Raw genomic sequence first — 13,373 nt, 5'->3', positions numbered from 1 at the left:
TAGGGTACAAGCTCACTTGACCTTCCTCTCTCGCTGTTGCAGGCGCGCGAACCAACGGGGAGCGGGGCCGGTGGGATGGCAGTCCCAGGCAACCTGGCTGGGCAGGCAAAGTTCGACCTCGGTACCACCTCCGCGGCGGCTCCAGACTCTCAATTTTCCTCCGATCCTCTCGGCGCGCTCGCGCATGCCCGCTATCCCCCAGTGCCCGTCGCGACCCGATTGCAAAACCTCAGGATCGATTCCGCGGCCGTCGTCTTCAACCAGAATGCGCAACTGATTCGCCGCATACTCCAGGTGCACATCGATATTGCTCGCCCCAGAATGCTGGAAGGCATTCACCAGCGCCTCCCGACCAACACGGTAAACCTCATCGCGAATGGCGGGCCGCAACGGCAACGAGGTTCCTTCTACCACCACCCGAAAATCAATTCCCTTTCCCCCGCCCAGTTCTTCGGGAATCCGCGAGAAGGAATTCTTCAGATCCTGCGCGCTTTCGATCGAGGAGCGCAGCCCGCGCAGCGTGTTGCGCCCTTCTTCTACCACCTGCCCCGTCAACTGCAATACCCGCTTCATCGCCGGCAATACCGGCGAATCCGGGGGCAACTGGTCCACCGCCACATGCAGCTGCATCGAGGCGCTCAGCACCCCTTGCAGAAAGGTATCATGCAGTTCCTGCGCGATGCGGGTTCGTTCCGCCAGCCGCTCCTCAAAGCGCACATTGAGCAGCCGCGTCAACTGATGCATGCGCACCCGGTACACGCCTAATACCAGCAGCCCAGCGCTCAGCACGCAGCCCAGCCGGAACCACCACGTCTGCCACAAAGTGGGCTCCACTTCGAACCCCACCGCTGCCTCCGACCCGTTCCACAGCCCCTCGCTATTGCTGGCCATCACCCGGAAACGGTAGCGCCCCGCGCCCAGATTGCCGTAGGTGGCCTCGCGGTTGGTCACCGGCTCACTCCAGCCGCGATCAAATCCCTCCAGCCGATATCGGTAGCGCACCCGCTCCGCATTGCTCAAGCTCAGCCCCACGTAGCGAAACGTCGTCCGCTGAGGTGACGGGGGAGTCCGCACGGGCCCCCGCAGATCGAGCGAGCTGCCGTCGGCAGAAACCGCCTCGATGTGCACCAGCGCGGGCGCGGAACTCACCGTCGCGCGCGCCGGGTTGACCACCGACAGCCCGCGGTTCGTCGAAAACCAAACCTGCCCCTGTCCATCGGCAATCACCGACGACGAGCGCTTCACTCCCTCCGTGCCCTGCAAGCCGTCCGCTAGCCCGTACTCCCGCACGTCGCCTTCCTGAAATCCCTCCCCCAACAAGGCGCTGCGCTTCACCTCCAGCACGTGACTGGCAGTCGCCATCCACAGCCATCCGTTTCTGTCCTCCGCCATCCCTAATACGGGTTGGTGCAGCGAGTCCGGTACGGCTGGCGGCACCTTAACCTGGCCCGCACGGAGAAATGCCACTCCCTCGGAGGTTCCAATCCACAGCACTCCTGTCCCATCGCGCAGCAGACAGTTCACATCCGCCGACGACAATCCCTCGCGCACGCCATAGCTGCGCCAGCCAGTCTTGGTCAGCTCACTCACTCCTTTGGGCGTGCCAAAGAACATCGTGCCGTCCGTGCCTTCAGCCATCGACGTCACCGTGTTCGACGCCAAGCCATTCGCCGTCGTGTACGTCGTGAAGTGGCCGTTGCGAAACGCACTCACTCCTCCACTCAGCGTTCCCGCCCACACCGTGCCTTCCCGGCTCGCATACACCGCATACACGCTGTTCTGCGCCAGGCCGTCCGCCTGGGTGTAGATCTCAGCCGTGAACTCACCGTCCCGGTAGCGCAGATGCGTCAGCCCGCCCCGCTGTCTTCCGATCCACAACTCATTCTTGCCGCCGCCAGCCAGCGAATACACGATGTCCTCGGCCAGTCCAGCGGCCGTGACCTTCCCCTCCTTGCCTCCCCGCAGCCAGCGCAGACCACCCGCGATCGGCGCAACCCAGGTGCGCTCCTCCGCGTCCACGTACAACGGCCCCATGCTCTGCGCTGGCAGACCGGCAACCGAGTAGGTGACAAACGCGCTATCGCGCAACCGCTCCAGCCCGCGTTCACTCCCAATCCAGAGGTTTCCTTCCCGGTCTTCCAGCAGCGCGGTTACCGCCCCACCACCGGCTACCGTACTTACGGAGGAAACTCCCTTGGCGTTGAAGCGCAGCAGTCCTTGGGTCGTGCCCACCCAGAGGTTTGCGTCCCGGTCGCGAATCATAGACAGCACTTCTGCATGCAGCAGTGCCGCGGGCACACCCGCGCGCGTCAGCCTGCTCCCGTCCCAGCGCCACACTCCCTGGCCGGTTCCGATCCACAAGCCAGCGCTCTCCACCGGCAGAAGGTAGCTGATCCTCGCCTTGGGCAAACCATCCACTGCCGACGCCCGCCCCTGGCGCAGATAGAACAGCCCGCCATCCTCTGTGCCCATCCAGATCCTGCCGTCCTCCGTCGCTGCCATCGAAATCACCGCCGACGTTGGCTGCGCTAATCGGTCGGGCATAATGCCAGTGGACCAACTGAGACGGCTGGATCGTTCGTCAGGAGCCTCTCCCTGCGCGATGCTTGCGGAGTCAGCGAATTGAGGCGGGGGGGAAACGGTCAGAAATCGTTTGCCGTCGTATCTGAGAGTTCCCATGGCGAGTGATGAAAGCAATATTGCGCCGGCACTTCCGCGGCCTATCGCGGTAATTCCGTTCTCAGCCTCTCCACGAATCAGCTCGAAGCTTCCATTGTGGTAGCGAAAGAGCTTGGTATTTTGCGACAGCACCCAGAGGTTCGCTTGCGAGTCCGCCAGTAGAGATCGTACCGGACCAATCACGAAGGAAGTAGGATTGGCTTGCTCAAACTGACGAAAATTCAATCCATCGAAACGCACCAGCCCCTTTTCCGTCCCAATCCAAAGATAACCATCGGGAGTCTGCGCGAGTGCCGACACCGAGCCGCCCGCAAAGCCTTTTTCCGTTCCCCACGAGTCATCCAAGTATTGCGACACTAGCCGGTTTGGATCAATTGCGAATGCTGACACTGCCAAGCACACTGCGGCCAGCCCGGCGGTAGCCCGTCTAATGAGCCACCACTTTCCAATCCCGGGGTTACGGAAGGTATTCAAACTTTTCAACCACTACCTCGCTGGGTTGCTGCAGAGGGTTCTTGTCACTCGCGACGACATAAAAAATCAGGTGAATCTTTGATTGCCCCGGAGAAGGTATGCCCGAGGCAAATTCATGTTCCATCACCACCGGAGCTCCCGCACCAGCTGAGCGGCCGCGGAAGGTCTTAAAACTTGTGCGGCCTGACTCCCAGCGCATCATATGCGTGAGGGTACCTGCGGGCACGTCAAATGCCGATACGTTCCCGGGAATGTAGAAAGGTTGGATTACATACTGCGCGTTATGTTTATTTGCAGCATCCCCCCAGCGGCTCACCTCGAGGTCCATCTCGCGATAGTACTGGTCTCCTCCCCAATCCTCGAAAGTAAACATGCCGAACACGGTTGCGGGTTCCAGGTGAGAGGTATCGCGGACGGTTACAACGTAAGTTCCATACCCGAGGCTGCGGCTTAACACCATCTCTGCGCATGCCCACCGGCCAATCTTCTTCTTTATTTGAAGATGAAGTGCGCCAGTCGCATCTGTCCAGGCGTTGTCGGGATCATAAAGATTGTTCGTGCCTCCGCGATCGCTCGCGATGGTGCGAACGTCCCAATCGTAACCGCTAAACTTCAGTGGCTTAGTCGGAGCATAGGTTGGGGTGCCAGTGCCTTTAACGATGTTCACCAGAACCACGGGACCGCCTTGCGTAGGCGCCACGTCCATGGTTGGAAGTGGGTGATAGTCCGGTTCTACCAACAGTGCGGCATACTCAAATCCCAGGTGAGTTTCGGTGCTCCAGGTTGAGTCCGCACGGATGGGAATGAAGGGTTTGTCCGGCCACGGCTGCACCCACCACGGCCCGCTGTGTGCATAGACAATGATCTGCTGGCCTGGGCGCGCGTTTCTGACGCGCCCCGCGATGGTATCGACTTTCTCTCGCCCGCCCTGCGATGCGGGCGGAATTTTGGTGAACTCGATGGAGGGGCCGGTGTCGGCTCGATGCGACTTGCAGCTGTCTAGCGCGAAACAGAGAATCAGCAGCAATGCTGATTGCAATAATACGGGGACGAACACCCTTAGCTTCATGCAGGCCCCCACACTACCTGCCGAACGAACAAAGCGGGCGCTTCGCACACCTTCCAGGGCACTTGAACACAGAGTCTACACGACACGAGATCAGCTTGCACGTCACCGAGAACGTTGGCAGGGAAAGTGCGTGAGCCGGCTATTGGAGTTTCGCATATTCTTCCCTAGCTTGCCTTAGGACCGGAACATCAGGATCCGCGTCTTTCCAGATTGTCAGGAAGTCCTTGTAGGAGGCTTTCGCTTTGACTGTGTCGCCTTGCATCGTGTAGGAGCGGGCCAGGCCCAGGCGGGCCAGCGCGCCCCAGGGAAAGTTTCCCACCAGACCCCAGTGGTCGAGGAACTTTTGAAACTCAGTTGCGGCTCGGTCGCCGTCGTGCAACGCGAGATATGCTTCCCCGCGCAAATAAACGGGGCATAGGTAGATCGAGATGTTGGTGGGGGTGCCGAGTTCTATCGCGCTCGCCTGCTTTAGTAGATCAAGAGCCCGGTTCGGGTCTTTCCGATCCAGGGCAAGGGCCGCCCGAATGCTGGGCAACCAGTAACCCTGCACCAGCGTGTCGAGTGGAAACATTTTGTCGAGTTCTGCCGCCAGCTTCTCTGCTCCTGCAATGTCGCCTGAACGTGCTAAGGCGAGGCCAGCTATAGCCCGGACATCCCGGTTTGCGCCCAGTTTCAAGGCGGCGTTCGCCTCGGCACGCCCCCGATCCCCGTAGCCAGATTCGACCTCTCGCAATGCCGCCTCGGCCTGATACGAAGCGGCGGTCTCTTTGGCATCATTGCGCAGGGCGGAATCCATCGCTTGCCTGGTCAGGTCGCGAGCGCTCTTAAGTTTTCCATACCAGGCTTGAGTGTCTGCTTGAGAAGCAAGTAGTAGATCTTCAACGCCTGGCTTACCAGTAGCAGCCGAGAGGCACTCCGCCATCTGCGCGGCATCGCCCTTCAGGAAGGCCAACACGTAGCGATCCGAGACCAAGCCTTCACTCTTCATCTTTCGCTCCTCCGCCTGCCTGTACACTGCCTCGGCCTCGTCTAGCTGATTGAGAGCTGTGTAGTTGTAGGCAAGGTTACTGTAGAGGACCCCGTAATTGGGCTCCAACCCCAGCGCATCGCGGAATACATCCACTGCCTTCTCATAGTGTCCCAAGTTGGCGGAAATGACTCCCAGATTACCGATTGGCACAAAGTCTCTCGGATAGGTCTGCTGCCACAGTTCGTAAGTTTGCGCCGCCTTCTCCAGTTCTCCCCTACCGTAGTGGTAATAGAATGCCTCTATGTAGAAACGCTCCCGTTCACTCACCTTCTGCCGCAGCTCGTATGCCTTCCGGGCATGTTCCGCTGCCAGGCCAACTTCAGTCAGGTTCTGGTAGGTGTTTGCGAGCCCTGCGTAGGCCAAAGCAAACTTCGGATCGAGCTCAATCGCCCGCTTGTAAAAGGGCAGCGCCGCGGCTTCCCCTCTGGAATACTTCACTTTGCGTCCCAGGCTGTATGCCTTCAGGGCCTCCAGCGACGATGTGGTAGCTTCTTCGACTGGCGTGGCGTGCTTCTGCACCGAACTCAAGGACTCACCGAGCTTACTGCGCATATCCACAGCCGCTATGTCCAAGACCCGAAGCACGGCCTCTTTGCTCTCGGCCTGTTCCTGTGCTTCGGCCAGAACGTCGCCAGTGCTACAGTTCAATGCTTTCAATCCGATTACATATTGGCTGCCCAAATTCGCAATCGACCCACTCAGGTACGCCTTGCTGCCCGTGCGCTGGCAGACCTCCCGCGTGATTTCGGGCGTCAACCGGTCACCGGCGGAGTGTCCCATCAGCTTCAAGGTTTGATTCACCTTGCTATCGGAAATCAGGGAAAAAAAGGGCGACTGCCCAAGTTGTACCGAGAGTCCCTGCCTTAAGGTGTCATCGAAGACCTCTTCCCTAGTCGTGTTGACGAAATCAGAGATGACGATGGTGTCCTTCTCCGTCAGTGCGCGGCCTTTGCGGAAGGAAAACAGCCAGCCGATCAGGAGGAGGGCCAGTATGGCCGCGCTTGCGGGCACAATCCATCGGAATTGGCGGGCAGTCTGCGGGTCTCGCTTTGCGCGTCCGACAGTCGTTCGAGCTGAGTCTGAATCCCGCTTCAGCCGCTGCAGATCTGCGTGAATATCGGCCGCGCTCTGGTAGCGCAGCTTCCGGTCCTTCTCAAGCGCCTTGTTGATGATGTTCTCCAGTTCCGAAGGCAGGTCGGGATTCAGCCGTGCGGGAGCGACGGGAGCGCGATTCAGAATGGCGTCGAATATCGCCCCTGAACTCTCACCGCGGAAGGGTAAGATTCCCGTTGTCATCTCGTAAAGCACCACGCCAAATGAGAATAGATCCGTGCGGGCGTCAACTTCCTTCCCGCGTACTTGCTCGGGCGACATATAAGCCACCGTGCCTAGCATCCTGCCGGCGCTGGTCAGATATTTCTCATCGACTACCGTCACCGCTGTTGAGTTTGCGCCCACGACTTGTCGTTTGGACTGCACCACCTTGGCTAGCCCGAAATCCAACATCTTTACCTGCCCGCGCTCGGTAACAAAAATGTTGGTCGGCTTGATGTCGCGGTGAATGATCCCCTGGGTGTGGGCAGCATCCAGCGCATCGGTGATTTGAATCCCCAAGTCGAGCAATAATTCGATTGTGAGTGGCCGACCCTGGATGTGACCTTGCAGCGTCTTGCCTTCCAGGAACTGCATGACCAGGAACTGCTGGCCGCTGTGCTCTCCAACCTCGAAAATCGTACATATGTTGGGGTGGTCCAAGGTGGAGGCGCATTGCGCTTCACGCTTGAACCGCTCCAGAGTCGTGCTGTCGTTTGCCGGGTCTTCCGAGAGGAACTTCAGGGCGACATGACGGCGCAGCTGCTGATCCTCAGCTTTGTACACCACACCCATACCTCCGCCGCCGACCTTCTCGACGACCCGGTAACGCGAAATGGTTTTACCAATCATAGAACTCGGGCGCTTGTCACTGAGCTGAATCCCATACTCATGTTGAGCTGCGCATCCTTCTGCGTGCTGGCCTCTCTGTGTCAAGAAATGACAAAGGCTCGAAGCTGACGGGGGTTACCAACATAAAACACCGGCCCGCGTTCTTGAATTGCAACCGGTCTTCCATTCGGCGTCCTTGTGGGAACTGTGGCAAAGCGTTGAGGCCGTTAGTGCTTAAAGAAAATGTTGGGCGTCGGCCCCTCGCATCGTCCTGCGCTTTACCGTCAAACGCCAAACTTTTGACATGGATCCTCGAATCCCAGACTGCTTAAACCGCGATCACTACCGGGATTTCTTCAAAGTCAACCAGCGGTCGATCCGTAGTTGCTACCCCGAACGAGGTAGCCATCAGAACATCTCTTGGGGTAGTAAAAAAACACTGCATCGCGTGATGTGCTCTCAGCAGCAGCCGTGCGAAAGTTCGTATTGGTGAAGGGAGAAACGACATGTGGATGAGAGCATGCGCCATTTGTAAAGCACTTCTCCAAAAAAGCCGGTTGTGCGACTCAGTGCGTTGTCAGTGTGGATGGTCCTGGTAGGGCCGCCCCGTTACTTGCGAGGTGCCTATGAAAACATCGAAGGAACTTATCCTGTGCGTTGGTCGTGACCCGAAAGGTGTTGCTGCTCTGCGGGACATCTTACAAGGCCAAGGGTATCAGACGCTGCTGGCCCGCGACGAAGCTGCGGCTCTCCATATCTTTGAGACAGCGGCGCTGGATGCAGTAATTCTCGATTATCAAACAGCGGGCGAAAATGGGGTTGGGCTCGCCGAACGAATGAAGAAGATAAATATACATGTCCCCATCCTGATGTACTCCGCGGAGAGCGATTACTGCGGTTGGGAGCTGGGCTCGGTTGATCAGTGCGTGTCCAAGACTGGTTCTCCGAGGCAGCTGATTTCTGCAATCAAAGAATTGCTGGAGGTACGCTTTCCTCCCTTTCTTCGCTGGTTCGGAGATTGGAAGAACCGGTTCCGAAAGGCGGGCTGGCTCACACTGTTGGTCCATCCCCGATTCCGGCAAGCAACTGACTTTCGAAGCTGTCTATTGCAGACGCTTAACACGACGAACGCCCGTACCCCGAATGTGGTACTCATCCACAATTCTTCGGTGGTAGGAAAAAAACACTGCTTTTCGGGATGCACCTCTGCGTTTTTGCGGGCAGAGTAGTCAACAGCCGGAACTCGAATGGTCAATACGAAGGGTCGCATTATGAAAGACGCAAAAATATCGGTTAGGGGTCTAAGCCCATGCGTCAAGCTCTTCATCGAGCTGTTACTCAATGGGGACGACGTGAACCCGGGCGCCCCATCGTCTATGGAAGCGAAGCCCCCGTCCGTAAATGAATCGAAACGAATCCGAAATCCCAACTTACGGCCAGCGCGTGCCAGGCGCTGAAAGTCTGCCCAACTTCATTTCCTCGAGCACCACAAAACTGCAAGCATAAATTGTTGCTGGACCAGCTTCTTGAACTGAACGAGTTCCTCGAATTCCTTGGCTCATTGAACTTGCCAGGCAACAGCCAATCCTGCTCCTTCACATCGCAACTTGTTTCCAAGAGCAGCCAGGGGCTGTGTTTCTCGCACCAAGATTTCGATGGCTCCTGTTTTTGAATCGATCCGGCCGGGTCTGGTCCGCCTGGAATATGGTTCGCGATGAAGTCCGCGTTTTGCGACGCAAACAGCGCTCCATCCCCTCATGCAATATCATAGGCGTCACCCCAGGCCACCGGAGCAAGCACCATGCGCCGCAGATCCTCGATTTGGCTCGAAGCCATCATTTTCGGGGCGATATTGTCGCAGGCGCAGATCACCACTACGAAGCTGTTGGGCACAGTTGTCGATCCGAACGGCGCTTACATCGCCGGTGCGGAGATCACCCTCACCAACACCGACACCAACATGGTGCGACAAATTCGATCCGCAGCCGACGGCGCTTATCGGGCGGAGTTTCTGCCGGTCGGCAATTACAAGCTGGACGTCAGAGCGGCAGGGTTTCGAGATTACGTTCGTAAGGACATCATTCTCGCCTTAAACGAGAATGTCCGGGTTGATGTCAAGATGGAGGTGGGAAGGGGAAGCGACAGCGTCGTGGTAACGGAGGCACCGCCACTGGTGGACACTAGCAGTGCCTCGCTGGGGCGTACGGTGCGGGCCTTCGAAATTGCAAATCTGCCGCTGGTCGACAGAAATCCTTACAGGCTTCTCGATCTGACGCCTGGAGTGCAGTCGAACAACGCCGGCCTCGCGACCGCGAGTAGCGCGACCAGCAACATCGTGCTGGGATTTCCCGAGCAGCGCACACTGATCAACGGCGGCGTTGATGGCGGCGTGGGATCGGTAAGCTACTATCTCGACGGCGGCATCAACATGACCGGACTCCGCAACACCGGGAATGTGCTGCCCAATCCCGAAGCCATCCAGGAATTCCGGGTTCAGACGAATAACTACGGTGTCGAATACGGCCGGTTTGCCGGCGGTGTGATTGACGTGGTGACCAAGTCCGGCACCAATAGCTTTCACGGCTCAGCATTTGAATTTGTCCGCAATGCGGTGTTCAACGCGAATGACTGGGGTTCCACGCTGCCCAAGGCGCCTTTTCACGGGCACCAGTTTGGCGCTACATTTGGTGGGCCCATCCGGAAAGACAGTACCTTCTTCTTTTTTTCCTACTCCGGTCTGAGGCAAACGACCAGCACATTTCTGAACAGTGCTGTGGTTCCGACCCCGCTGGAACGCACAGGAGATTTTTCCCAGTCGGCGCACAAGCCCATTGATCCGGCAACCGGAAAAGTGTTCACGTGTGACGGCGTCGTGGGCAAAATCTGCTCCAACCGGTTGGATCCGGTGGCGATGAACATTCTCAATACCTTGGTTCCGTCAGCGACGCCGGGCGTGGCGGGGAATGTCTGGCAGGGCTATGTGCCCAGCCCTTACAACAGCGACGAGTTCCTCATCAAAGTCGATCACCAAATCAATACTGCGCACCGCTTCACCGGCAGCTACTTTGAGACGGGCGGCAGCAACACCATTCAAGCTGGTGGCGGAAACTTGCCGTGGGGAGTGCAGGAGTTAAGCTGGCGGCAACACGAAGTCAACCTGAGTGATGTCTGGGTGATCAGCGGCGATCAAGTCAATCAAGCCTGGCTTACCTATACGCGCAACTTTGGCGGGCGGTTGAACCTTCCGCCAACCTCGCTCGGTGACCTCGGTTCCACCTTTACGGTGCAGGGTGTGCCCTCGTTGCCACAAATCACCGTCCAGGGCTACTTCAACCTGACCAATGCTATCGCTGGCCCCACCGCGGGCACAAATTTTTACTCTCTGCGCGACGTGTTTCTCTGGTCTCGGGGACGGCACACCATCAAGTTCGGGGCCGAACTCTCGTTGAACAAGGACATCCAGCAAACATTGCTTAACAATTACGGTGTTTTCACCTTTAACGGCGGCGTCACCAAGGCGAGCAACGCTCTCGCTGATTTCGAGCTCGGCATTCCCAGTGCTGTAAGCCAGGACTCGCCGATCACCGGGTATACGAATAGCTGGTACATTGCGCTGTTTGCGCAGGATGATTTTCGAGTTCATCCCCGAGTAACCCTAAATCTCGGGCTGCGCTGGGACGTACAGACACCGCCGACCGATCCGCTGGACCGCGAAGCTACCTACCTTGCCGGTGAGCAGTCTACGGTAAGACCGAGCGCGCCCACGGGAATTCTGTTCCCCGGAGATGCCGGTGTGGAGCGCGGGATTGTGCCGATACGGTGGCACCACGTCTCGCCGCGCGTAGGCGTGGCTTGGGACCCTTTCGGTGACGGCAGGACGGCCGTGCGCGCTGGCGCTGGAGTTTACTTTGGCAGTGTTTCGGGAAACGAGTGGAACACGACGACAAATTTCGAGCCGTTCTCCATCCGGCTGTCATTCGCTAACGTTAACCAGAAAACCTCCCCCAGCGGAGCGCCGCTAGGGGCGACTCTAAGCAACCCCTACAACGCCTACCCTGGGGGTAATCCCTTTCCCTACCAGGGAACATTTGTCGCGGGCGGCTCGATCTTCGGCGCGTCCACAAACTTCCAATGGCCGTACACGTATCAATTGAATTTTTCAGTCGCACGCCAGCTCACAAACAGTCTAGCGGTTACGGCTGCCTACGTTGGATCGCTAAGCCACGATCTTCCTTTCGCGCAGGACGTCAACTACCCGGTGGTCACTGCCAACGCGACGACCAGCAGCGCAAACGTTCTGGCGCGCAGACCGAATCCAGCCTTTGGCCAGATATTACTGCTGCAGTCAAACCAGACTGCTTCGTACCATGCATTGCAACTGGAAGCGTCCAAGAGAATGGGCAATCACTTCGGCTTGAGTGCCTTCTATGTCTACAGTAAGACTCTGAACAGCGTGGAACTGCAGAACAACACAACTCAAGGCGGGGCGCAGAACATGAGCAACTTGAGCGAAGACCGGGGACGCGCCGATACCGATCAGCGCCACGTGTTCGGGGCCTCTTTTGTATTTCAACCTAATTACTACAACGGCAGCAGCGGCCTGGCACGCGGAATCCTTAACGGTTGGTCGATCTCATCAATAATAAGGTGGCGAAGCGGCGTGCCTTTTACTGTGCTCAACGGCATTGACGCGAACCTGGATGGCGTATCGAATACAGACCGTGCCCAATTGATCGGGGATCCGCATGTTTCCCATCCCACGGCTGCAAGATGGTTCAATACCGACGCCTTCGTGCAGAATCAGGCGGTTACCGGAGTTGCCACCGATGGCAATTCGCCGCGCAACTTCCTCGACAACCCCGGCTATCAGGACATCGATCTAGCCATCTTACGCGACTTCAAGCTCACAGAACGATTCGGGTTGACTTTCCGTGCGGAGGCCACGAACGCATTTAACATGGTGAGCCTTGTCGGCCAGCGCACTGGAGCGACGGGTTTCGGTCAGACAGTTGGTACCGCGCTATTCGGACAACTGCGCAATGCTCAACCCATGCGCCGGTTGCAGTTTGGACTCCGATTAGTCTTTTAGGGAGGTCCAAGGCTAAACTGGCCTCCGGCACTTAAGAGCGCTCCAGTCGGCTCGCTGAGCCGTTTCTAGGGCTCAAACGGTTAAGACATCTCTGAACAACACCCGGGGACTTGGATTCGAACGCGACCTGACCAGGCACCGACAGCTCGACTTCTGTTCCAGCTGACACATTGCTCCAAATTCGAAGCTGGCCGCCAATTTTCTCCGCCCGCTCGCGCATGCCAATGACTCCCCAATGCCCCTCCCGGCCCGAATGGAGCACCCTGGGGTCCATACCGCAACCATCGTCGCGCACCAGGACGCGAAGCCGCTTGTTTGTGTATTCAAGTTCGATTTCGATCCTCTTTGCCTGCGAGTGACGAACCGCATTGATCAACGCCTCCCGGCCAATGCGATAGACTTCGTCACGAAGCACAGGACGCAGTGGGCGTATATGCCCCTCGACGATCACACGAAATTCAACGTCACCCTGCAGCGTCATTTCGTTGCGAATTCTCGAAAAAGCCTGCGGCAAATCCAAGGAAAGGCCGTCCGATGAACGCAAGCCTTTGACGGCGTTGCGGCCCTCGTCGATAACTTGCCTCATCAACTCCAGAACAACCGAGATCGACTCCCGGGCGGGCGAATCTTGCGGCAATTTCTCCATCACCACGTGCAGCCGCATGGAAACGCTCAAAAATCCCTGTAGCAACGTATCGTGGAGGTCTTGTGCGATTCGCGTGCGCTCATTCAACCTATCCTCGAATCGCAGATTGAGCTGCGCTGCCAGCCGGTGAAGCCGCATACGATAGAGGGCCAGAATTCCAAGCGCGCAAAAGGAAACAACACTCAGGCGGAACCACCAGGTTTGCCAATAAAGCGGTGCGATCTCCAATCCAACACTCGCAGCGGCAGGATTCCAGGCGCCATCCGGATTGCTGGCAGCGACTCGGAAGGTGTATCTACCCGGCCCCAGCTGGGTGTAAGTTGCCTCGTGAGCGGCAGTGGGGTCGCTCCAGTTCTTGTCGTAACCATCAAGCTCGTACCGGAATCGCACCCGATCGGGATGGCGGAGGCTCAATCCCGAGTAAACAAACGTGAGTCTTCTCGGCGGGACGCCCACTTTGACC

Annotated in this window: 6 protein-coding genes; 2 read left to right on the top strand and 4 right to left on the bottom strand. The window is 57.9% G+C overall.

What is annotated here, in order from left to right; genetic code table 11:
- Nucleotides 1-12 precede the first annotated feature (12 nt).
- The 3 genes from VEG30_04540 to VEG30_04530 all read right to left on the bottom strand — a co-directional run bounded on the left by VEG30_04540 (nucleotide 13) and on the right by VEG30_04530 (nucleotide 7,196).
- On the bottom strand, nucleotides 13-3,036 hold the full coding sequence (locus VEG30_04540; GenBank protein ID HXZ79175.1) for a two-component regulator propeller domain-containing protein: 3,024 nt from the start codon (nucleotides 3,034-3,036) through the stop codon (nucleotides 13-15).
- 100 nt (nucleotides 3,037-3,136) lie between these two features.
- Nucleotides 3,137-4,222, bottom strand: a complete 1,086-nt coding sequence (locus VEG30_04535) for a hypothetical protein (protein HXZ79174.1) — start codon at nucleotides 4,220-4,222, stop codon at nucleotides 3,137-3,139.
- Between the two features lie 139 nt (nucleotides 4,223-4,361).
- The gene (locus VEG30_04530; protein ID HXZ79173.1) at nucleotides 4,362-7,196 is read right to left on the bottom strand and encodes a protein kinase; all 2,835 of its coding nucleotides are present in this window, start codon (nucleotides 7,194-7,196) and stop codon (nucleotides 4,362-4,364) included.
- A gap of 605 nt (nucleotides 7,197-7,801) precedes the next feature.
- Here VEG30_04530 and VEG30_04525 point away from each other — a divergent pair.
- Both VEG30_04525 and VEG30_04520 read left to right on the top strand, forming a co-directional pair.
- Entirely contained in the window at nucleotides 7,802-8,404 is a 603-nt protein-coding gene (locus tag VEG30_04525; protein ID HXZ79172.1) for a response regulator, read from the top strand.
- A 572-nt stretch (nucleotides 8,405-8,976) separates the two neighbouring features.
- Complete coding sequence (locus VEG30_04520; GenBank protein ID HXZ79171.1) at nucleotides 8,977-12,264, top strand: carboxypeptidase regulatory-like domain-containing protein; 3,288 nt, start codon at nucleotides 8,977-8,979, stop codon at nucleotides 12,262-12,264.
- A 31-nt stretch (nucleotides 12,265-12,295) separates the two neighbouring features.
- On the opposite strand, the gene VEG30_04515 is transcribed toward VEG30_04520, so the two are convergent.
- Nucleotides 12,296-13,373 (bottom strand): triple tyrosine motif-containing protein (locus tag VEG30_04515; GenBank protein HXZ79170.1); only part of this gene is annotated, 1,078 nt, incomplete at its 5' end.

This window comes from Terriglobales bacterium (assembly GCA_035624455.1).
Classification (GTDB): Bacteria; Acidobacteriota; Terriglobia; order Terriglobales; family Acidobacteriaceae; genus DASPRM01.
This window is presented reverse-complemented; position numbering and strand designations above follow the sequence as displayed.